Source organism: Dyadobacter flavalbus (genome assembly GCF_006149045.1).
Classification (GTDB): Bacteria; Bacteroidota; Bacteroidia; order Cytophagales; family Spirosomataceae; genus Dyadobacter; species Dyadobacter flavalbus.
Genome location: NZ_VBSN01000049.1, coordinates 633561 through 656591 on the forward strand (window position 1 = coordinate 633561; position 23031 = coordinate 656591).

A 23031-nucleotide genomic window follows, 5' to 3' on the forward strand; every position below is an offset into this window, starting at 1 on the left:
TTACCTCGACGCCTCATGTTCTGCATGCATGCCGACAACATCCTCGCAATGCCACATGCGCGGCTGCGACGATTGCGGTTTCTGAACCGGCTTGCCTTCCGCCTTGTCGCTGATCATTTTCTGGATCAGTCTTTCCCGTTCGGCTGCGATGGACTTTTGCTTTTCCTCGTCTTTTTTACGGTCGAAATAAACAGTGCCTTCAATCATTGTAAATTCAGGACGTGCATAAATGGACAGCGGATTGGTATTCCAGAGAACAAGATCAGCATCTTTTCCGGACTTGATACTTCCGGTACGATTGTCAATATGCAGTAATTTGGCAGGGTTTAAAGTAACCATTTTCCAGGCTTCGGCTTCGGGAACACCGCCGTACTCAACCGTTTTGGCTGCTTCCTGATTCAGGCGCCGTGCCATTTCCGCATCATCCGAATTGATTGCAACCGTAATTCCTTCATGATACATCAGAGCGGCATTGTAAGGAATGGCTTCTTTTACTTCCATTTTATAAGCCCACCAATCTGCAAATGTCGAACCGCCGATTCCGCGTTTGGCCATTTTGTCCGCTACTTTATAACCTTCCAGAATATGCGTGAACGTGTTGATTTTAAAGTTAAGCGAATCCGCTACGTGCATCAGCATGTTTATTTCGGACTGCACATAGGAATGGCATGTTATAAAACGCTCGCTGGCAAGGATTTCAGCGAGTGCGTCCAGTTCAATATCACGTCTGGGCGCGCCGGAAGCTGTTTTTTTCGATGCTGCATTGTAGGCTTTCCATCTGTTTGCATATTCCTTTGCCCTCAGAAAATGGTCAAAATAAACTTGCTCCACGCCCATTCTGGTTTGCGGAAAACGGGTTCTGACGATATCGCCCCAGTTGGATTGCTTCACATTTTCGCCGAGTGCAAACTTGATCGTTTTTACTTCCGGCAACAGCATTTCATTCTGGCTTGCGCCCCATTTTAGTTTGATCAGTGCACTTTGCCCGCCGATGGAATTGGCGGAACCGTGCAGCAAATGTGAAGCCGTAACACCGCCGGCCAACTGACGGTAAATGTTGATATCATCGGGATTAATGACGTCGCTCATGCGTACTTCCGCCGAACTGGATTGCCCGCCTTCGTTGATTGTAAACAGTGCGATATGCGAATGTTCGTCTATAATTCCGCTCGTCAGGTGCTTGCCGGAACCGTCCACGGTACGTGCGCCGGAAGGCGCTGTCAATGATTTCCCGATTTTTGAAATTTTACCATTCTGAACAATAACGTCTGTATTCTGTAAAATGCCGTCGTTTTCATTGGTCCAGACCGTTGCATTTCGGATCAGTACGGTTTCCGGTTTTGGCAGTTCTTCATTTCCGTAGCCTACAAACGGGTAAAGTATTTTCCCGGTTTGTACCGAATCCGCCTTTGTGGAATCTTTGGCTGTGCTTGCCTGAAATTTCTCAGACAAAACGGCTGTCCACGGTACAACGGAGCCATCCGGCAGTTTGCCTTCACCGGTTAATCCTTTATCCGATTTCCAGCCTGTAAGCCGAATGGTTTCCGACTTGCTTTTGTCCGGCTGATAAGTAAGCGTAAGCAGTTCATCCGTAAGAATCGTTTTCGGGGTAATTTTTACTGAATCACGAAGGATCACTTTATAATCGGGCTTTTCCAAAGAACCTGTAATCTGAATTTTTCCCGTCGGCTGATTATTCAGTGATAAATTATAGGTTCCGCGGATATCCGGCGCATCGATCGGCGCCAGAATGAATTTTTTGCCTTGTACCCAGTTTTCGTAAATGACGTTGTTCTTATCAAAAAGATCCTGGGAAGTAATGATAAAATTCGCCAGCATGCCCGTTTTCAGACTGCCGATTTTATCTTCTGCCTTGATTAATCTGGCCGGCAAAGTGGTCATTGCTTCGAGTGCCTTTTCCTTTGGCAAGCCGTAATTTATAGCCGTTTTGATATTTTTCCAGAAGTCCGATCTGCTTTTCATACCTGCGGAAGTCAGCACGAACGGTATTCCTGCTTTGGCAATTTCCGCCGGGTTTTTGGGAGCCAGTTCCCAGTGCTTCAATTCCGACATGCTCACCAGATCCGCATCCCAGGGATCGGCTACGTCGTAAGCATCGGGAAAATTCAAAGGTATAATTAGCGTTGCTTTTGTAGCCTTGATCTCGTTCAGACGCTGGTATTCATCGCCTCCGCCACGGATAATATACTGCACTCCGAACTCATCCCCTACTTTGTCCGCACGCAGCAAACTGTATTTGTCATTGGTCTCAAAAAACGACGGCAGTGTTTTGATCTGGTTAAATGCTTCGAGAGAAATGTTTGTTTCCCTTGATTTTTCCGCTTTTGCATACCAGTCGGCATCGTAATAATTCTGGCGCAGCAAAGCCACAACGCCCATTGTTGACGAAGGATACGTCTGCGAGGAAGAACCTTTGCTAAATGAAAAATGTGCTGATGCCTTGCGGATCAGCAAAGCCTTGTTTGCCGGACCTTCGTTCAATGTTACGACCGAGCCGTTTCCACGCACAATGCCGTCATGATCATGCACCAGAACGGTTCCGAAACCCAGTTTGCGCAGATCAGCCGCTTTTTTGGTATCGGGCACAAACAGTTCACTCGCATCGTTTTCCGCCTGAATGGCCTGGTTCCAGCCGAAAGCACCTTTTTTATTGGATTCCAGCTGCGGAGTCTGGCGGCCGCCGGCTGATGGCGTTCTTCTAACCTCAGGCATTCCGTAATCCGAATCCAGATCGATCAGTGAAGGATAAATGTATTTTCCCTTTAAATCCGTTATAACAGTTCCGGAAGGTATTTTAACCTGTTTGCCAGCTTCCCGAATGATTCCGTTTTCTATCAGCAATGTGCCGTTGGTTATCGTAGTTTTGGAATCCACAACAATAACGGCGTTTGTAAATGCATAGCGCCCCGGCCGTTCGTCGTAAGCACCGTTTTGAGGAAATGTTTCCTGCCCGTAACAAAAAATACTTAGTGAAATGCCGGCAAGTAATGTTGATAATCGTTTAAACATAATTGTCAGTTTGATTGCAAATAGAATGTACAATATACAATGAAAAACCAAAAAGCCCGGCTGACGGCATGTAATCAGAAGAAGTTACAATCAGCTTATAAAATCTTTATGTAAATTTCATTTTTTTGCAACAGTTATTCCGTTTACGTTTATTCAGGCATATAGTATGACATACGATCAATTCAAAGAATCACTTTCCGGAGCTACGCCGCCGGCAGGAATTCCGGTACTGCTGGAAGCGCTCTGGCATGATGCAAAGGGAAACTGGGAAGCAGCGCATAACATTGCGCAAAGCAAGGAAGGAACCCGTCCGTACGACCGCCTGCATGCCTATCTGCACCGGGTGGAAGGCGATAACTGGAATGCCGGTTACTGGTACAGAAGGGCTGGCGCGGATGTTTTCAAGGGTTCACTGCAGGAAGAATGGAAAACGCTTGTGGAATCTTTGATCTAAAATTAAAATCAGTTTAAAAAAGAAGGTTTTGCCAATTTCATCTTACCGGTTAAACCTTTTGACAACAATCTTCTCTAACCGTTGTAACAAAACCAAAAAACCATGAGAAAAGGACTTTTTGCCCTGATACTGACACTCGCAAGCTTCGCTGCGTTTGCACAAGGCCGTAATTCTGACCTGACGCCGGAACAGCGTGCCGAAAACCAGACCAAAACAATGACGGAAAGGCTTGATCTTTCAGACGAACAGCAAAAGCAGGTTTATGCGCTGAACCTTGCAAGAGTTCAGAAAATGCAGGAAATGAGGGAGTCACAAACGCAGGACCGTGCGCAAATGCGTGCTTCCATGGAAGCTTTCAATACGGAAATTGCAAAAATCCTGACAGTTGAACAACAGGAAAAATACAAAACCATGCTGGAAGACAGAAGGAATAACGGAGGAAGGGGACCAAGTGACGATTCACCGGTGAAGCCTTGAAGTCAGGGTGAAGGGAGGAAAGGACGAGGGATGGATTGTCAGGAAAACCTTGGATTTTGGATAAATGGGAAAAATGGAGGAAAGGACGAGGAAAGAATTGCTTCTGAAACTTGAAACGATTTTTTTATAAAAAAGCCCTTTACTGTTGCCAAACCATAACTAAAAAACAACCTCTGACCAAAAATGACTCATTGACTATAAATGACTTCATTGACCACCAATGACTTTTAACCAAAAACAACCCTTAACTATAAATGACTTATTGACTATAAATGACATTTAATAAACTGATTTCATTTGTTACAGGCATACAATCCACACGAATACGGACTGCATGCCTGTTCTTTTTTTAAACTGCCATTTCAGTTTTGAATTCGGAGGTAAAATGGAAATGAATGGCCGGATTGTTTTCGCGGTTCATTCGGATCATCCATTCCGATTCGGCCAGAAATACCGGATTGCGGTCTTTATCGTAGGCAATCTGATTTCCTTTCAGGCGCACAAACTGATCCATAGCCGCTTTATCATCCGCAGTAAGCCAGCATGCACGCGAAATATTCATCGGAACCCAGCGGCATTTGGCACCGTATTCATGCTCAAGACGATACTGAATTACATCAAACTGCAGTTCACCAACCGTTCCGACCACTTTCCGGTTTCCAAGATCCAGCGTGAAAAGCTGGGCGACGCCTTCGTCCGTAAGCTGCTGGATGCCTTTTTCCAGCTGCTTGGACTTCATCGGGTCCATATTGATCAGCTCCTTGAAAATTTCCGGCGAAAAACTCGGGATTCCTGAAAACTGAAGATTTTCACCCTCTGTCAAAGTATCGCCAATCTTGAAACTTCCGGTATCATACAACCCGACTACATCGCCGGGAAATCCTTCGTCCAGCACACTTTTATCGGAAGCCATAAAGGTAAACGGACTTGAAAACCGCACTTCCTTGCCGAGACGGACATGCTTGTAAAACTTGCCGCGTTCGAATTTACCCGAACAAATCCTTAAAAATGCAATCCGGTCGCGGTGGCGCGGATCCAGGTTTGCGTGTATTTTAAATACAAAACCGGTAAATTTAGGCTCTGTCGGCTCCACTTCACGTACGTCAGTCGGGCGTGGCTGGGGAATCGGGGAAATCTGGCAGAAAGTATCAAGCAATTCCTTGATTCCAAAGTTATTGATCGCGCTTCCAAAAAACACCGGCGCAAGCTGTCCTTTCTGATAAGCATCTTCTGAAAACGCATCGTAAACGCCTTCCACCAGTTCCACATCTTCAATCAGCTGCAAAGCATCGCGCTCGCCGACCAGCGATTCCAGATTTTCATCATCCAGCCCTACTTTGGCAACATCCCTTTCAATCTTGGTTTTATTGATTTTAAAGAAATACAGCATTTGCTCGTACAGGCTGTACACGCCTTTAAATTCAGCGCCCATATTGATCGGCCATGTGAGCGGCCTTACGCGGATGCCCAGCTTGGTTTCCAGCTCGTCCAGCAGTTCAAACGGGTTGCGGCCTTCGCGGTCGAGTTTGTTAACAAATACAATTACCGGCGTATTGCGCATGCGGCACACTTCCATAAGCCTTTCCGTCTGCTCTTCAACGCCTTTTACACAGTCAATGACGAGAATAACACTGTCCACGGCGGTAAGCGTGCGGTACGTATCTTCTGCAAAATCCTTGTGACCGGGCGTATCCAGAATATTGATCAGCAAATCATGGTATTCGAATGTCATGACGGACGTAGCGACCGAAATACCTCTCTGCTTTTCAATTTCCATGAAATCGGAAGTCGCCGTCTTTTTGATTTTATTGGATTTTACCGCACCCGCCGTCTGGATTGCGCCTCCAAAAAGCAGCAATTTTTCCGTAAGCGTCGTTTTCCCGGCATCCGGGTGACTGATGATCGCAAACGTGCGGCGTTTTTTTATTTCTTGTATATTACTCATATCAGACCGATAAACAGCTTCCAATATCTTTCCGGCAGGATTTATAAGCGCTTTTCATTCAGCTTTTTGATTATGCCTGCCGGCGATACCGATTATATAAAAATTTGCACAAAGATAAGAATAAACAAAAGCCGTCCCTAGCGGGGACGGCTCAAAATTCCGGATCAAACGGCATTAAACCTGATGTAAATTATATTTTCAGTAATACGAATGCTTGTAATCTTCAACAGACGTCAGAATTACTTCATGCGCCTCTTCTTTTCCGTAAACATTGGTGATTTCAATGTGTGCTTTTTCGCCCGGCAGGTTTTTGTAAGTCAGGAAATAATGCTTCAGACGCTCGATGATTCCTTCCGGAAGTTCGCTCAGGTCCGAAAATGCACCGTATACTTCATCTCCTTTCAGTACGGCAATGATTTTATCATCTGCTTCGCCGCCGTCTATCAAACGGATTCCGCCGATCGGCTTGGCTTCGCACATAATGTTACCGTGAGAAATGATTTTTTCGCACAATACAATGATATCCAGCGGATCACCGTCTCCTTCGGTCACATCGCGTCCGGAACGTTCTCTGGCCAGCAATGCGATTTTTTCGGCACAATACGTTTTGGGAATGAATCCGTAAAGTGCGGGAACAATGTTTGAATATTTCTGAGGACGGTCAATTTTCAGATAGCCTGTCGCCTTGTCAATTTCGTATTTTACAGTATCAGTCGGAACGATTTCAATAAATGCAGTTACAAGTTCGGGTGCATTTTCACCCATTGGAATCCCGTGCCAGGGATGTGCTTTGTGTACGTTAGCTATCATTATTTATATAGAATGTAATATCTTTTAATTTTTTTAATGTGTTTAAGTGTTCTAACTGCCAACCCGACTGGAAATGTTGTAATCACCGGTTTTCGATACAGACTGCTTTACAAACAGCTCTCCAAGGAAACCGGCTAAAAATAATTGCGAACCCACCATGATTGCTACCAGCGCCAGAAAGAAAAGCGGATTTTCAGTAACATTCCGGTAAGGCTGCAGATGATAAATATTATATAGCTTTTTACCTAAAAGCCAGAATGCTATGATGCTTCCAAGAAAAAACATGAGCGTTCCAAGACTGCCAAACAAATGCATGGGTCTTCGCCCAAACTTATTCACAAAGGCAATCGAAAGCAAATCCAGAAAGCCAAAAATAAATCTTTCAAGGCCAAACTTGGTGTAACCGTATTTGCGGGCCCGGTGCTGAACTACTTTTTCGCCTATTTTCCTGAAACCGTTCCACTTGGCGATAACCGGGATATAGCGGTGCATTTCGCCGTAAATCGTGATGTTTTTCACCACATCTTTACGGTATGCCTTTAAGCCGCAGTTGAAATCGTGCAGCGACACACCGGAAATACTTCTGGTGGCCGCATTGAAAATTTTGGTAGGAACAGTCTTGGAAAGCGGGTCGTAACGCTTCTTTTTCCAGCCCGAAACCAGATCGTATTTTTCCTGCGTGATCATGCGGTACAAATCCGGGATTTCGTCCGGGCTGTCCTGCAAATCGGCATCCATTGTAATCACGACTTCGCCTCTTGTCGCCTGAAATCCGGTCTGCAATGCAGCGGTTTTTCCGTAATTGCGGACAAAGCGAAACCCGCGGATGTGCGGATTTACGGAAGAAAGCCGGGTAATGACCGACCAAGACGAATCGCTGCTGCCGTCGTCAATAAACAGGATTTCGTATGAAAAACCATTTTCGTCCATGACCCTTTCAATCCATTCGGCTAGCTCGGGAAGCGACTCTTCTTCATTGTAAAGAGGGACAACTACGGAAATCTGAATTACTGAATCGGTCATGAATAAAGTTCAATGGCAAAGCACGGGGCCGGTATTGCAGCAAAGTTCGTATTTTTCCTGATCAAAATATTAAATAAAAGTCTTTCATTAAATCCCGGAAAGACGGATGATATGTAACTCCGTCATTTTCATATATATACAATACACTTTCATTTACAGGAGCAGCATATTTTTCTGTCTTTTGAAATTCCATGAGCAGCCGGAAAGGATTTTTGCCCGAGTGGTGACAAAGCGTTAGCTTACGGTTTAAAATCAAGCCGGCAGTTTTTGCTTTTTGCTGAAACCTTGTCCCTTCTTCCACCGGAAACAGAACCTGAAATTTCCCTGAAGGTAAAAGCAGCCTGTTAATAGCAACAACAAGTTCTTCAAAGTCAAGCGAATGCGCATGATGCGCAAGGTTTTTCTTTTTGTCCGGCGATTTCAGGTCATCCTGAAAAAAAGGCGGGTTACTAATGATCACATCGTATTGTAAATGCGGGTCAAATTCCTGTATGGCAGTATGATACAGTTTTATGCGGTTATGAAAAGGGCTTTTTGCAACGTTTTCACCGGCCTGCCCGAAAGCATCGGCGTCAATTTCCACTGCATCGATCAAAGCATTTGAATTTCTTTGCGCGGACATCAGCGAAAGCAAACCCGTTCCGGCACCAATATCGAGCACACGGCCCGCATTTTCCAGATCCGCCCACGCTCCGAGTACGCAGGCATCCGTACATACTTTCATGGCACATTTGTCCTGCCAGATTGTAAACTGCTTGAACTGAAAAGTTGAATTCCGGGCCATATGCGTCTATTTTCGTCCGAAATCAGCCGGATTTTCGCCCCAGTATTCCGTTTCCCATTTCAGAATCTTATTGGAAAACTGGTTAGTGGCCAGCCAGCGTTCGGCTCTTTGCAGCATTTCAAAAACCGGCTTGTTCCGGGGCGTCAGTTCAAGCTTTGTGTTGGCATGTTTTTTCCTGATCCAGCTGATCGCCGTTCTGGAATCGCTGTAAATGGGCAAATCACTTTCTTTTTTCTGCAAATACGCAAGCGCATGGACAATGGCCAGAAATTCGCCGATGTTGTTCGTTGCATCTTTAAAAGGGCCCTGTAAAAAAAGCCGTTCGCCGGTAGCATAGTAAATACCCTGATATTCCATATCGCCCGAAGCCGTGTTCCAGGCGGCATCCACGGCAATGCTGTTTTTGATCGGCCGGCCGATATTGGCCGGCGCTTCTTTGGTTACAGCCGGTTTGTTATTTTCTTTTTTGGCAACAAATTCCCAGTAATTACGCTGAATGGCGGCTTCCGCTTCCTGAATGGATTCAAAGGATTTGTAACGGGCGTCATCAAAACCTTTGATCTGTGCTTCGCATTCTTTCCAGTCTGTAAAAACGCCGGTTTTTCTTCCTTGCCAGACTACGTAATACTTGGTCTTTTTTGCCATGTTCAATTGATTCTTTGTGTATCAGTAATTGTTTAAAATCCGTTTTCAGGCTTTTTCTTCCCAGATCCGGCATATATTTACAATCACTTCCACGGCTTTTTCCATATCCTGAACCGAAACCCATTCCAGCCTGGAATGAAAAGCATGCTCTCCGGCAAAAATATTCGGGCACGGAAGTCCCATAAATGACAAACGCGACCCGTCCGTACCGCCGCGTATGCTTCGCTGAACGGGGTTCATGCCAAGCCGTTTCATAGCCAGAAATGCATTTTCCGTCACTTCCGGATGCAGGTCCAGCACTTCTTTCATGTTTCTGTACTGTTCCGTAACCTTGAATTCGGCCGTGGAATTGGGAAATTGCCTCAGAACGTCATCCGTAATTTCTTTCAGCAATGCTTCTTTCTCATGCAGGCCTGTTGCGGTGAAATCGCGTATGATAAAGCTCAGCACGGCTTTTTCCTGAATGCCTTCCATTTGTACGGGATGAATAAACCCTTCCTTGTCCTTGGTGGCTTCCGGTGAAATGGCCCGGGGCAATGCGGCCAAAATATTTCCGGCAATTTTCAGCGCATTTTCAAGCTTATCCAGCGCATAGCCGGGATGCGTGCTCACGCCGTGAATCGTAATCTTTACGCCGTCAGCAGAAAAGGTTTCATCTTCCAGCGTTCCCACCGCCTCACCGTCCACGGTATACCCGAAATCGGCACCCAGTTTTTCAAGATCGACTTTCTCGGTTCCGCGGCCTACTTCTTCGTCCGGCGTAAAAAGGATCTTGATCGTGCCGTGTTTAATTTCAGGATGCGTCTGCAGGAATTCAACGGCTGCCATGATTTCGGCAACGCCCGCTTTATTGTCCGCGCCAAGCAACGTAGTGCCGCTCGCCGTTACAATGTCATGGCCGATCTGCTGATCCAGATCGTGCAGTTCGCCGATCCGCAAAACCTGCGTCGGGTCGTCGGGCAGAATGATATCGGCACCGTTCCAGTTTTTGTGCACAATCGGTTTTACATTGGCTCCGGTTACATCCGGCGATGTGTCCACATGCGAGCAAAAGCAGATTACGGGAATGCCTGTTTTATCCGAATTGGAAGGAACCGTTGCATAGACATAGCCGTGTTCATCCAGATGTGCATCCTGAACGCCCAGTTCCAGCAGCTGTGAAACAAGCAATTCGCTCAGGTCTTTTTGTTTGGACGTACTGGGAAAAGTATCCGAATCAGGGTCCGATTGGGTATCGATCTTTACGTATTGAAGAAAACGGTCAAGAACAGATGACATAAATAAAAGTGATTTAAAATAATTTATCAGCCCAGAATCGAAGCTAAGTCGGCGGGAGAGTAGTTGATGTTTTTCAGCGTTTTGTCATCCGCCGTTCTGTAAACGAGGTATTTGCCATTATCTTCCTTGTAATAGCAATCCGTTCCTTTTGCCTTGTAATGCGCCACGGTTGCTTCGGCTTCTTCTACATTCAGACAGGCTTTCGACATGTTGGAACGCTGCACTTCGTCAAAAAGCGCTCTGAATTTTTCACCAAGACCAAATTCCAGCACTGCGCCCGACAATACATACTGCAGATCGCAAAGTGCGTCGGCTACTTCTACAATGTCTTTTTCCAGAATGGCTACTTCCAGTTCTTTCAGCTCCTCGGCAAGCAAGGCCACGCGAAGCCGTGAACGTTCTTCCGAAGGGATGGCAGGCGTTTCCAGAATCGGATGCCTGAAAGTAGTATGAAATTCTGCGACCTGATTAAGGCTGTCCAGCTGCTGCATGTTGTGTTGATTTAAATATTTATCCTGATTGCCTGCATTTTTACCGGCTAAATAATCAGGTTTGTTTTGAATAATTTAATGGAAATGGCCAGAAGTATAATCCCGAAAACCTTTCTGAGTATGTCCGTTCCGCCGGTTCCGAGTTTGTTTTCGATCCAGTTGGACGATTTCAGGACCAGATATACAAAGAACAGATTCAGTAAAATTCCGATCAGGATGTTCTGGATCTGATACGTGGAGCGCAGGGCAAGCAAGGTTGTCATGGTGGCGGCGCCGGCAATGATCGGAAAGGCAATGGGTACAATGGAAGCGGTTCCCACATCCAGGTCGTCGTGCTTGAAAATATTCCTTCCCAGAATCATTTCCATTCCCAAAAGAAAAAGGATAATGGCGCCTGCAATGGCAAAGGAAGCGACATCAACACCAAAGAGAGACAGCAGTCTTTCGCCCAGAAACAGAAACACAATCATGATGAATCCTGCTGCCAGCGTTGCTTTTTCGGACTCGATTTTCCCCAGCTTTTTCCTGAAATCAACAATAACCGGCAATGAACCAAGCACATCGATCACAGAAAAAAGAATAAGCGTAACAGAAACGATTTCCTTGACGTTGAACATGAGGTTTTCTCGGGCATGTATGTGCCGCAAAGTTGCTCAAAACCGCTTGCTTACACAACTGTTGACCATTTCTTTCTGAAAAATTACCAATGTCAGGACGCATTTCCGGGCAGGAAATTGAGGAATGTATTGAATTGCTTGCGGTATTTTTCTTCGTTGATTTTATAAAAATAGGCGCCTTTTTTGGAATAGCCTTTTTGCTTTTCGTCCAGCTTTACAAGCAGATTGGTCGAAAGCAGTTTCCGGCTGAAATTGCGTTTGTCAAGGTCTGTTCCGAAAATGGCTTCGTAGAGTTTTTGCAGCTGCGGAATCGTGAATTTTTCAGGAAGCAGCTCAAAGCCAATCGGATGCTGCGAGGCTTTGTACCGTAAATGCTGAATGGCCATTTCCACCATGGAAGCATGGTCAAAAAGCAGATTGGGCAGCTCCTGCATGGAAAACCATTGCGCTTCGTAGCTTTTGGAAATCTTGTGATCGTAATCCTCCACGTTGATCAGCGCAAAATAAGCAACGGAAACGGTGCGTTCCACCGGATCGCGTTCAGGGCTGCCGAATGTATGCAGCTGTTCAAGATAAATGTCGGTCAGGTTCGTGAGTTCAAACAGGATTCTGGAAGAAGCACTTTCCAGGCTTTCGTCGGGCTGCATCCAGCCGCCCATTAATGACCACGTATGATGCTCCTGCTCGATCCCTCTTTTTACAAGCAGCAATTTCAGCTCTTCACCGTCAAAACCGAAAATGATGGAATCCAGCGCAACCAGGTATTTAGTCTGAGCCTGATACTGTTTTAATATATCTAATCGCACAACTTGTAAACTGCAGAAATGAGTTAATTAATGTTTAGTTAATAAATGCAAATAACCATCAATAATACTCATTCGCTACTTATTTGAAGCCGCCCGGATCAGAAATCCCTCCAGAACTGCAATCTCTTCGTCACTTATTGCCGGAAAATTGGCGATCCGGAAACTCGTTTCCTTGTCTTTTCCGTAGCCGTTGCCCAGCGTAATCCCGTCCTGTTTTGCTGCTTTTTTCAATTCCGCAATCCTTGTCTTTTCTGCTTGTACGGCAATAACGGTATCGGAACGCACGGCTTCATTTTTGACCAGCAGCTCGTATCCGTTTGAGGCCAGAAATTGATACCAGTTTTTCGCTCTTTGTTGTATGTTTTCTGAAATAACCTCAATCTGCGCCACCTGCTCCATGACTTTACCCATGAGATAAATGCCAAGCGTGTTGGGCGTATACGGCGTCTGGAATTTGAGAAAGTTATCCCTGATGAAAAGCAGACTGTTGTAATGCTCATTTTCCCCGATTTCTTCTGCCCTGCGAACGGCACGCGGCGAAACGATCATGACGCCCAGCCCGGCCGGAAGCCCGAAACATTTCTGAACTGAAGCATACCAGACATCGGCATTTTGCCACGGCAGCGCAACGCCCGCCATGGAAGAAGTAGCGTCCACGGCAATCAGGTTTTCAGTTCGGGAACGAAGTTCAGGGAGAAATGAAGAAGGAAGGAAAGTACCGTTGGAAGTTTCGCTGTGCGTGACGCAGATTACTTCATTTTCCTGAAAATCCAGTTTGTTCAAGTCCGGAACCGCTTCGGGATCAAAATAAAAAGCTTTGGCACCGGATGTGATTTTATGCGTATACTGCATCCATTTCTCACCGAAAGCGCCGTTGTAAATATGCGTACTGGAAGCGGAAACGAGCGATTGCGCGATAATTTCCCAGCATTCGGTTGCCGATGATACAAAATACACTTCATAATCATCCGGAACGTCCAGCTTTGTTTTCAGTGACAAAATCGTACGCTGAAGCATTTGCATAAACGCTTCGCTTCTGTGATTGGCGCTGATCAGTCCGCTTTCGACAGCTTCCTGAAGATACAACCCGACCTGCGGATAAACTTTGGACGGACCCGGATAAAACGTGATCATACTCAAAGAAATCCTTCTCTTATCATGGCTTTTTCAAGCTTTTGGCCCAGCTCGTCGGATGCTTTCAGCAACGGCAAGCGAACGTCGGAGCGGCATATGCCTTTTATTTCCAGACATTTTTTAATGCCGACCGGATTGGATTCTATATAAAGCAGCGTATCGAATTCAAGAAATGCAAGCTGCAAGCGGGCGGCTTCCTGAAACCTTCCTTCCAGCGCATGCCACGTAAGGTCTCTGAACTGCGTCGGAAATGCATTGGCAATCACGGAAATAACGCCATGCCAGCCTACACTGATCATCGTCGTAACCAGATTGTCGTCACCGGATAGCAGCAGAAAATCGTCGGGCACGCGCGAAGCCAGTTCCATGCTTTGTTCGATGCTTCCGCCCGCATCTTTGATCCCGATGATGTTCGGATGCGCCGCCAGTTTAACAATTGTATCCGGCTTCATGTTTACGACCGTGCGGCCGGGCACATTGTATAAAATAACCGGAACCGGAGAAGCGTCTGCAATGGCTGTAAAATGTGCTGTAATTCCTTCCTGAGTCGGTTTGTTGTAATAAGGACAAACGGAAAGAATGGCGTCCACACCGCTGAAATCCGTTTCCTTTATGGAATCGAGTACAGTCTGCGTGTTGTTACCGCCAAGACCGTAAACAATGGGCAGCGACTTGGTGTTATTTTTGATGGTAAATGCCAGGATCTCCGTTTTTTCCTGCTTGGATACAGTCGGAGATTCGCCTGTTGTCCCTTGTACAACGAGGTAATCCGATCCGCCCTCGGTTACGAGGTCGATCAGTCTTTTCAAACCCGGATAATCAATTTTGTTCTGCTCATCAAAAGGTGTAATCAACGCAGCTCCTACCCCTTTGAAACGTTGGTCCAATGGCATTATTCCTGTATAAATGTTAGATTTTAAAACACAAAGTTAGCTTTCTGAGGCATTTTTCTTTATTTATTACGGATCATTGCCAAAAATTCTTGTTCGGCTAAAATCGTAACGCCCAGTTTTCTTGCTTTTTCGAGCTTGGCCGGACCCATATTTTCACCTGCCAGCAGATAATTCAGTTTGCCTGAAACGCCGCTGAGAATCCGGCCGCCGTTCGCTTCTATTTTATCCTTCAGATCATCCCGGTCAAAATTTTCGAACACACCGGAAATGACAAACGTTTTGCCTTCCAGAACATTGCTTTCCAGCACCACCGGTTTTTCATCACTTTCCATCTGAAGGCCGGCCCTTTGCAGACGCTCCACAAGAAGCTGATTTTCAGGTACGCTGAAATAAGACACGATACTCTGTGCAATCCTGCCGCCGATTTCAGGAACGGCCACAAGCTGATCGTAACTGGCCGTGCGCAATGCATCGATGGATTTGAAATAAACCGCCAGCTTTTCGGCAACCGTTGCGCCCACAAAGCGGATTCCCAATGCAAAAAGCACATTTTTAAAAGGTACCGTTTTGGAAAGCGCAATGCCGTTCAGGATATTTTCAACCGTTTTTTCCCGGAAACTGATTTTTTTGATCTTGCCCGTTTCTTCATTAAGAATATTCTTTTCCAAGCCAAGCAGACTTTCATACGTAAGATCGTACAGATCGGCCGGCGTGCGCACGAGATTGATGTCAAAAAGGAGTTCAACTTTTCCTTCGCCCAGACTTTCGATGTTCATGGCTTTGCGATGGATAAAGTGCTCGATACGGCCTTTCAGCTGCGGCGGGCAATGGCTGTCGTTCGGACAGAAAAAAGCCACTTCGCCTTCGTTCCGTTGCAGAGGCGAGCCGCATTCGGGGCAATTTACCGGGAAATCAATCGGTACTGTCAGGAAGTTTTCTCGTTGCGTAATGTCTACGCCCGTTATTTTCGGAATGATTTCCCCGCTTTTTTCTACAAAAACGGTATCGCCGATGCGTATGCCCAATCGTATGAGTTCGTTGGCATTGTGCAGCGTCGCGCGTTTCACATACGTTCCGGAAAGATGCACGCCCCGGACTTGGTTATAAGGAAGCATGCGCTCGCTTTCGGCGCACAGATTGGCAACCGGCGTAATTGTTCCGATCCTTCCGACCTGAAAATTGACCGAGCGCAGAATGGCCGGCTTGTTCTCCGCTTTGTACTTGAAGGAAATAGCCCAGCGCGGGCTTTTGGCCGTAAAACCGAGTTCTCGCTGCTGTTCAAAGGAATTTACCTTAATCACAATCCCGTCCGTTGCCAGCGGAAGCGTCATGCGTTTTTCCTCCCATTCATGAATGTATGCAATCACTTCGTCGATGGTCTGCACTTTGCGCCAGCCGGGCGAAACGTTAAAGCCCCAGGATTTCAGTTCCAGCAGACTTTCTTCATGGCTTTTGAATACTTCGTTGTCCGTGATAAAAGAGTAAATATAGCAGTCGAGCGCACGCCTTGCCGTTTCAGCCGAATCCTGTAATTTGAAAGAACCCGAAGCGGCATTTCTCGGATTGGCGTACAGGTTTTCACCCAACGTTTCCATTTCCTCGTTCAGCTTCTGAAAGGATGAAATAGGCATAAAACCTTCGCCGCGTACCTCGAACAGCTCGGGCAACCCGGCTGTTTTTACGCGCAGCGGCAAAGTCCGGATGGTTTTGATGTTGTTGGTGATTTCATCTCCGCGTGTTCCGTCGCCTCGCGTTACGCCTCGCACGAGCACGCCGTTTTCATATGTAAAGCTGAGCGAAATACCGTCAAATTTCAGTTCGCAGATGTATTCATAAGCTTCCCCGTTCAGCCCTTTTCTGACACGGTCGTCAAAGTTGCGCAGCTCCTGTTCGTTGTATGTATTGTCCAGCGACAGCATCGGGTAACGGTGATAAACCGTATTGAACGACTTCGTTACCGTGCCTCCTACCCTCTGCGTCGGAGAATCGCTTTGCCTGAATTCGGGATACTGGTTTTCCAGCGCTTTCAGCTGGTTTAAAAGCTGGTCAAATTCAAAATCGGATATTTCGGATACACTATCCTGGTAATAGCGATCATTGTAATAATTGATTTTCTGAATAAGGTCAAGAATCTGCTGTTCCGGCGTCATGGTCATTGCGGCTGCTTTTTGTTTCCTTCAAATTTAGGAGCAAAATAAGTGATTTATCCCGATTATGTTTTTTGTCTTTCCAACAATAAAGCATTGCGTTTACAGCTTCCGCCAACCTAAGCGGCTATATTATAGCAAGGTAAATACTTACATTTCATCTGCTTGACCGGCATGTACATAAATTCACTAATTTCGGCCTCATTAAACCGTTATATCCGACCGAATCATGCCTGAAATTGCCCCATCCATACTCGCCGCCGACTTTGCGAATCTTCAGCGTGACGTTGAAATGCTGAATGCCAGTGAAGCGGATTATATTCATGTTGATATCATGGACGGCATGTTTGTACCGAATATCTCCTTTGGCATTCCCGTTTGCGAAGCCATTCACAAACATGCCCGAAAACCGCTTGACGTTCACCTCATGATCGAACAGCCGGACCGGTATCTGGAAGCATTCAGCAAGGCAGGCGCATGGGGATTGACAGTCCATTATGAAGCATGTCCGCATCTGCACAGTACTGTTCAGCATATCAGGCAGCTTGGCGTGCAGCCGGGGGTTGCCATCAATCCGCATACGCCTGTCGATGTGCTTTCTGAAATACTTTCCGATTTGTCACTCGTGCTGGTGATGTCCGTCAATCCGGGATTCGGCGGCCAGAAATTTATTGAAAACACGTATAAAAAAGTGTCTGCGCTGAAAGCCTTAAAAGAAAAATTCGGCTATGATTTCAAGATTGAGGTCGATGGAGGCGTTAATCTGGATAATGCTACTTCGCTGATTCAGAACGGCGCGGATATTTTGGTGGCAGGAAGTTTTGTTTTCGGATCAGTGAATCCGGCGGAGACCATTGCTAATTTAAAGAACAAGTAATTTTTCAGGGTTTGATTTACACTAAAGATAACTTTAATCTTCAGGCTTTTTTTTCAGGAACGGCCAAATGCCTTTTGGGTATTTTAATGCTGTTTATCCTGCCGAATACAACGCTGGCTGCTGAAGAGGACAATGCCCGGAATGCGTTTCCTCTAAAAATCAGTCCGAACGGCCGTCATATCACGGATGCAAACGGCACTCCTTTTCTGATGGTTGCGGACGTTGCCTGGCAGCTTCTGCGCAAGCTGAGCTATCCCGAAGCACTGCAATATATGAATGTGCGGAAGTCACAGTCGTTCAACACCCTTCTGGTTGAGCTGCTGCCGGCTTTGCCCAACCAGAAAAATTATCACAAAATCCCGCCATTCCAGAACAACAATCTTTCAAAACCCAACGCGGCTTACTTCGATTATCTTGAAAAAATGATTGCAGCGGCAAAGGAACGAAATCTTGTCGTCGGAATTGTAGTCTCACGCAAAAGCTGGAACGTCGTTTTTGATGCGCACAATGAAGAAAGCTGGAAAGAGTACGGTGCCTTTGTAGCAAAGCGCTATGCGAAATACAGCAACATCATCTGGATTGTAAGTGAGGAGGAATATCAGAGTGCTTCCCAGTTCAAAGCCATTGCTGACGGCATCCGTTCCGGCTTTGACGGACAGATTATTGCATCGTTAAGTACTTGTTCGCCAACCAATAACAGCAGTTCGCCAAACCGCTCGGATCTCAAATTCATTATTCCGGATTCCACAGTAACGTATTCGGAATATGCGGCGCTGGCCAACTGGCAGAAAAATTCGGCAGAAGCTGCGCTACGGCCGTTTCTGATCGCCAATTCGGAATTCCCGAAAGAGATTGCCGATCAGTCGGGACTGATCCGAAATCAGGCATATCAGTCGATTATGAGTTCCGCAGCCGGTTTTTGCCATCTGAGCACCATCCGTAATTTCAATCCGACCTGGAAAATGAACATTACCAAAGACGGAGCGGAATACATTCATCAGCTTGTGAAAATCCTGAAAGGGATTCCTTGGGAATACATGCAGCCGGAGGCTTCTCCGCAACTGCTTGCGGATTCCCTGGACCAAAGCGAAATCGGCATTCTTTCCTTGTCGAACAAACGCATGGCCATGCTGTACGTGCCTTCTTCCAAGCCTGTAACACTTGATCTCACGCACCTGAACGGCACGGAATTTGAAACGGTCTGGTATAGTCCGCGTACAGGCAGACGGTGGACAGGCGGCAGTTTCCAGACAGCAGCCAATGCCATTGTGCAGCCGCCGGATTCGCAGCCCGGCTGGGACTGGGTGTTGCTGGTGGGTGCAAAAAAATAGATGCTACTGTTTTTTTACTTCCTACTATTTTCCCTGTACAGGCATTTAAGTTTGATATTCATTCATATTCTTAATAATATTACTTTGTGTTGAATTTACATGAAGTTTTAAATCAGCGTTCTCATCTTCATCTTTCGTTAATAGTTTGGAATTGCCTTTCCGGCAAGCAGAAGCACCCATGAACTTAATTGGAAAAAGTATTGCAATTTGCCTGTTATCGGTATTGATATGGAGTAATGGTTATGGTCAGGAAGTTCTTTGGGCAAATAAGGTTCTTGGCTTTTCTTCCGAGTTACGGCCGGCTCAGTACGGCTTTGCTTTCCGGGCCAAACAAATTCTCGGAGTGCCCAACAAACTGCCCGATTTCGGAAGCAGTCCGTGCGCATGGTCGCCGGCAGAAGCGGACGGCAGAAATGAGGAATGGATCAAGGTCGGTTTTGAAAAATCCATTCCGCTTAAACAAATTGCCATTGCAGAAAACTTCAATCCGGGCGCTATTACGCGTGTTTATGCTTATGATGAATCCGGCAAGGAATTTCTGATCACGGAGGCGGTATCATCACAGCCGGCCAAGCAAGCACAATCCGGAACCAGGGCGGCGGAGACACAGCCTGCCGCCAAAGGAAGAATGCTGCGAATTTTCCCAAAGCAGAACATAACAGCCAATGCCGTCAAGATCGTACTTCAGCCGGGTAAAGTAGCCGGATTTAACCAGATTGATGCCATCGCAATTTCAGAATCAACCGTTCCGGTGGAAGCGCTGATCAACGTTACGGCCAACATACAGGCCAATATGCAGAAAGAGAATATCGGCAAGGCCATCAACAGCAAAGGACAGGAAGTAGCACCCATTATTTCACCGGACGGCAAAACGCTTTTTTTTACAAGAAGCAATTTTGAAGGAAACACAGGCTCGCCCCAGAAACAGGATGTCTGGTTTTCGACATTAAACGATAAAAATCAGTGGGGCCAGGCCATGAACATCGGGCCGCCGATCAACAATGCCGGCGATAACGCCATCACCAGCATATCGGCAGACGGGAAAACCATTTACCTGATCAATGTATACCGGCCGGACGGCAGCATGTATTTCGGGCTGTCGCGTTCCTTTAAAACAAAAACCGGATGGAGCTTTCCGAAAGAGTACCGCATCAATAACCTTTCCGGCTACATTGGCAGCATGGAACTTACCGTTTCACCATTCGGCAATGTCATGATTATTTCCGTGCAGCGCAGCGATACCGAAGGCGGAAAAGATCTGTATGTTTCGTTTCTGCAGGGCGACGACAGCTGGTCGGAGCCGAAGCATTTGGGTAATGTGATCAATACGGCGGATTATGAAGGAACACCGTTTCTTGCGCTGGACAACAAAACCCTTTATTTTTCTTCACAAGGCCACAGCGGATACGGCGAAGGCGATCTTTTCCTGACGCGGCGGCTGGACGATACATGGGTGAACTGGTCCAAACCTGAAAATCTGGGCCCGGCTATCAATACGCCTTTGTGGGACGCATACATCAACATCCCGGCTACGGGCGACTATGCCTATTTCAGTGCAAGTGAAAAAACGGTGGGTCAGGAAGATATTTACCGCATCAGGATGGTACCGGAAATCAAGCCGGAACCCGTTGCAATCATTACAGGAACTGTTTACGAAGCGGAAACGACCAAGCCGGTCCGTTCCGAAATCGTGGCGGATATCAAAAAGAACAATGCCGTTTTCACCCATGCGACTTTCGATCCTGAAACCGGAGAATACCGGCTCATTCTGCCTTTGAAGGAAATTTACCGCATAACAGCTTCCGGCGAAAACTATTTTCCGTTTACCGAGGAAATTGACCTGAACGAAGAATCCGGTTTCAGAACGATCAAGAAAAACCTGTATCTGCAGCCGATCAAGGCCGGACAGCAGATCCGGCTGAGCAATACCATGTTTTCGCAGAGCAGCGCAGAAGTGATCCCCTCCTCTTTTTCGGAACTGGACCGGATTGTGGCTACCATGAATACGTATCCGACAATGGAAATTCTCCTGGAAGGCCATACCGACAATCAGGGTGAAGTGAAGCAGAACGTGAAACTTTCGGAAGACCGGGTGCAACAGGTTAAAAAATACCTGCTTTCAAAAGGCATCAGCCCGGACAGAATCCAGACAAAAGCATGGGGCCCGGCCAAACCGATTGCCAGTAATCTGACCGAACAAACCCGTAAAAAGAACCGCAGGGTAGAGTTCACCATCCTTAAAATCTGAAAAATCACCTGTAAAAGGAAATTTGTTTAATTTCGCGCAACTTGATTTGCCGGTGTAGCATTCATTCCGGTACAAAAAATCATTGGCGAACATTCATAAACTGATGTCCTTGAAACACACAAGCGAAAACCTGCAGTCCCGGCTGATCCTTTTTGTCATCTTGATTGCAGGTTGCGTACTAAGAATTTATCAACTTGACACGTACAGCATTTTCTTTGACGAGAAAAGCACGATGGTTGTAAGTCAGGGGATTGTACTGGAAGGCGCCAATCAGAAGAAAGTTTTTTCCGAAAGAAAATTATCCATTCCTGCTTTCTGGAAAGCGCCGGCGCTGCCTTATCCGCCTGCAAATGTGGTGAGGTCATTTACCTACCAGGAAACATTCATTCCGCGGGCATTCACACCGGCAGAATTCTGGTCTCCGAAAACCATGGCGGATTACTACGAAGCCATGACCAGAAGCGACATCGGCAACAGTCCGTTTTACTATCTGCTGCTGCATATATGGATGGAAATCTTTGGCCTTTCTGACTTTTCGGCGCGGTTATTGTCCGTTGTTTTCAGTGTTTTGATAATCGGGCTGACGTATGTTTTCGGAAAACGCTTTTTCAGTGTCAGAACCGGACTCATTGCCGCTGCTATCGTTGCCATTGAACCTTTTTTTATTGCTTACAGCCATCAGGCGCGCAATTATTCGCTTACCTTTTTACTGACGTTGCTTGCAACCTATTTCTTTCTGCGGATCATTGAAAACCAGAACGGAAAACAAAAAATCTCTTTATACATCGGCTATATCCTTGCTGCAGGGTTAAGCCTTTTATCCCATTTCCTTACGATTTCTGTATTGCTGGCGCATGCGATTTATGCATTGTTTTTCCTGAGAACGGTTAAAGGCTGGATCAGAATGGCCATATCGGCGGTACTTGCTTTGACCGGCGTTACATGGTGGATGGTTTTTGGCGGTGGGCAGTATACCTTGTACTCATTGAATTATCAGGCGGATTTGTATAAAAGAATGGCCGACACCATGCCATACAACAATCCGTTCGGGATTATACTGCCGGCTACACCGCTGAATGTGTTCAACAAGTCGCTGCCGATCTTCACGGACCTTGTCTTTTTTACCAATGGATTAACAGATGCGCTCGCTGGAAAAAGGAATATTCTTTTTTCCATACTTACGGGTATATTGCTCATTGTTTGGTACCGCTTTAAAGACAGGATTGCAATGCCCGGCTGGCTCAAAATGAGTGTTCCTTTTATTCTGGTTCTCTCCGGACTGGCTTTTTATACAAACCACCGGCTGCAGTTTTGTATTCTGTCGGTGAGCTTGTTTGCGCTTTCGTTCATTCCGGACTTTCATCGTCAATCTGATCTGAAGCAGAGAAAAAAATTATGGATGCTTTATAGCATGGCGCTGATCCCTACTTTATTCCTGATCCTGATGTCTTTTAAAAACGGGCATACTTTCGGGCTTACGCAGCGGTATTCGGGATTTTCCTTTCCGTATGTCATTATTCTTTTGTCGCTGCTTTTACAGTTTTATACCAGAATGAAGCCGGAATTCAGGATAATCATTTTTGTCTTTCTTGCTGTACAGTTATATTTTGTAAGTACGCGCCTTAAAGAATTCTATGAAGACCGGTCGCTGAAATACGGCTATTTTGCAACGCCGCGGGCTCCAAACCCCTATTACAAAGCTGCGCAGAAAATAAGTGCGTTATACCAGGAAGGAGACACGATTATGTACCCGGCACCGCGCTTTCAGATCCTGTCGGAAATGGACCGCACATTTTTACCCTATTCAGTTCAGGATGCGCAGCTTACCAATCTGTATTTTCCAAAAGATGCGCAATATATTCAGGTTATGGACACCACGCAGACTTCCAGTATCCTGCTGAAGAAAGCCGGAAGAAAGACGCCGGTTGAGATTATAAAACTGAAAGGATTACGCTACGGATCGGAATAAGGCAGCCATTCATTGAAAAAGCCGTCCAATAAGATTTCGTATATTGCGCACCTGAAACTGAAATTGACCGTT

At 46.2% G+C, this 23031-nt stretch carries 19 protein-coding genes; 6 read left to right on the forward strand and 13 right to left on the reverse strand.

Annotated elements, in window-relative coordinates; genetic code table 11:
* The gene (locus FEM33_RS18375; protein WP_139013428.1) at positions 1-3030 is read right to left on the reverse strand and encodes an amidohydrolase family protein; all 3030 of its coding nucleotides are present in this window, start codon (positions 3028-3030) and stop codon (positions 1-3) included.
* Between the two features lie 166 nt (positions 3031-3196).
* Between FEM33_RS18375 and FEM33_RS18380 the strand changes: the two genes are divergently transcribed.
* Together FEM33_RS18380 and FEM33_RS18385 are read left to right on the forward strand one after the other, a co-directional pair.
* Complete coding sequence (locus FEM33_RS18380; RefSeq protein ID WP_139013429.1) at positions 3197-3484, forward strand: hypothetical protein; 288 nt, start codon at positions 3197-3199, stop codon at positions 3482-3484.
* Between the two features lie 102 nt (positions 3485-3586).
* Positions 3587-3961 (forward strand): Spy/CpxP family protein refolding chaperone, encoded by a 375-nt coding sequence (locus FEM33_RS18385; RefSeq protein ID WP_139013430.1) that lies wholly within the window; start codon positions 3587-3589, stop codon positions 3959-3961.
* A 349-nt stretch (positions 3962-4310) separates the two neighbouring features.
* Here the strand turns inward: FEM33_RS18385 and FEM33_RS18390 are convergent, their stop codons facing one another.
* The 12 genes from FEM33_RS18390 to ligA all read right to left on the reverse strand — a co-directional run bounded on the left by FEM33_RS18390 (position 4311) and on the right by ligA (position 16537).
* Entirely contained in the window at positions 4311-5906 is a 1596-nt protein-coding gene (locus FEM33_RS18390; RefSeq protein ID WP_139013431.1) for a peptide chain release factor 3, read from the reverse strand.
* Between the two features lie 198 nt (positions 5907-6104).
* Complete coding sequence (locus FEM33_RS18395) at positions 6105-6716, reverse strand: inorganic pyrophosphatase (protein WP_171036549.1); 612 nt, start codon at positions 6714-6716, stop codon at positions 6105-6107.
* A 51-nt stretch (positions 6717-6767) separates the two neighbouring features.
* The gene (locus FEM33_RS18400) at positions 6768-7739 is read right to left on the reverse strand and encodes a glycosyltransferase family 2 protein (RefSeq protein ID WP_139013432.1); all 972 of its coding nucleotides are present in this window, start codon (positions 7737-7739) and stop codon (positions 6768-6770) included.
* A gap of 61 nt (positions 7740-7800) precedes the next feature.
* Positions 7801-8523 (reverse strand): tRNA1(Val) (adenine(37)-N6)-methyltransferase, encoded by a 723-nt coding sequence (locus FEM33_RS18405; protein ID WP_139013433.1) that lies wholly within the window; start codon positions 8521-8523, stop codon positions 7801-7803.
* 6 nt (positions 8524-8529) lie between these two features.
* A complete protein-coding gene (locus FEM33_RS18410; protein WP_139013434.1) occupies positions 8530-9168 on the reverse strand; it encodes a ribonuclease H1 domain-containing protein in 639 nt (212 codons plus the stop codon).
* A 45-nt stretch (positions 9169-9213) separates the two neighbouring features.
* Positions 9214-10446, reverse strand: a complete 1233-nt coding sequence (gene pepT, locus FEM33_RS18415; RefSeq protein ID WP_139013435.1) for a peptidase T — start codon at positions 10444-10446, stop codon at positions 9214-9216.
* 26 nt (positions 10447-10472) lie between these two features.
* Complete coding sequence (locus tag FEM33_RS18420; RefSeq protein ID WP_139013436.1) at positions 10473-10937, reverse strand: pyrophosphohydrolase domain-containing protein; 465 nt, start codon at positions 10935-10937, stop codon at positions 10473-10475.
* A 47-nt stretch (positions 10938-10984) separates the two neighbouring features.
* Positions 10985-11554: a MarC family protein gene (locus FEM33_RS18425; RefSeq protein WP_139013437.1), complete on the reverse strand. Its 570-nt coding sequence runs from the start codon at positions 11552-11554 to the stop codon at positions 10985-10987.
* A 92-nt stretch (positions 11555-11646) separates the two neighbouring features.
* Positions 11647-12360, reverse strand: a complete 714-nt coding sequence (locus tag FEM33_RS18430) for an NUDIX hydrolase (RefSeq protein ID WP_139013438.1) — start codon at positions 12358-12360, stop codon at positions 11647-11649.
* A gap of 75 nt (positions 12361-12435) precedes the next feature.
* Entirely contained in the window at positions 12436-13494 is a 1059-nt protein-coding gene (locus FEM33_RS18435) for an aminotransferase class V-fold PLP-dependent enzyme (protein ID WP_139013439.1), read from the reverse strand.
* A 2-nt stretch (positions 13495-13496) separates the two neighbouring features.
* Positions 13497-14387 carry a 4-hydroxy-tetrahydrodipicolinate synthase gene (gene dapA / locus FEM33_RS18440; RefSeq protein WP_139013440.1) on the reverse strand — a complete coding sequence of 297 codons (891 nt, stop codon included), beginning with the start codon at positions 14385-14387 and terminating at the stop codon, positions 13497-13499.
* Positions 14388-14446: 59 nt separating this feature from the next.
* Positions 14447-16537, reverse strand: coding sequence for an NAD-dependent DNA ligase LigA (gene ligA / locus FEM33_RS18445; RefSeq protein ID WP_139013531.1), 2091 nt, complete (start codon positions 16535-16537; stop codon positions 14447-14449).
* 226 nt (positions 16538-16763) lie between these two features.
* Between ligA and rpe the strand changes: the two genes are divergently transcribed.
* The 4 genes from rpe (at position 16764) to FEM33_RS18465 (ending at position 22959) form a co-directional block, all read left to right on the forward strand.
* A complete protein-coding gene (rpe, locus tag FEM33_RS18450) occupies positions 16764-17411 on the forward strand; it encodes a ribulose-phosphate 3-epimerase (protein WP_139013441.1) in 648 nt (215 codons plus the stop codon).
* An 11-nt stretch (positions 17412-17422) separates the two neighbouring features.
* Entirely contained in the window at positions 17423-18742 is a 1320-nt protein-coding gene (locus tag FEM33_RS18455) for an apiosidase-like domain-containing protein (RefSeq protein WP_229214305.1), read from the forward strand.
* A 178-nt stretch (positions 18743-18920) separates the two neighbouring features.
* Entirely contained in the window at positions 18921-20990 is a 2070-nt protein-coding gene (locus FEM33_RS18460; protein WP_139013442.1) for an OmpA family protein, read from the forward strand.
* A 103-nt stretch (positions 20991-21093) separates the two neighbouring features.
* Positions 21094-22959 (forward strand): glycosyltransferase family 39 protein, encoded by a 1866-nt coding sequence (locus FEM33_RS18465; protein WP_139013443.1) that lies wholly within the window; start codon positions 21094-21096, stop codon positions 22957-22959.
* The last annotated feature ends 72 nt before the right edge of the window (positions 22960-23031 follow it).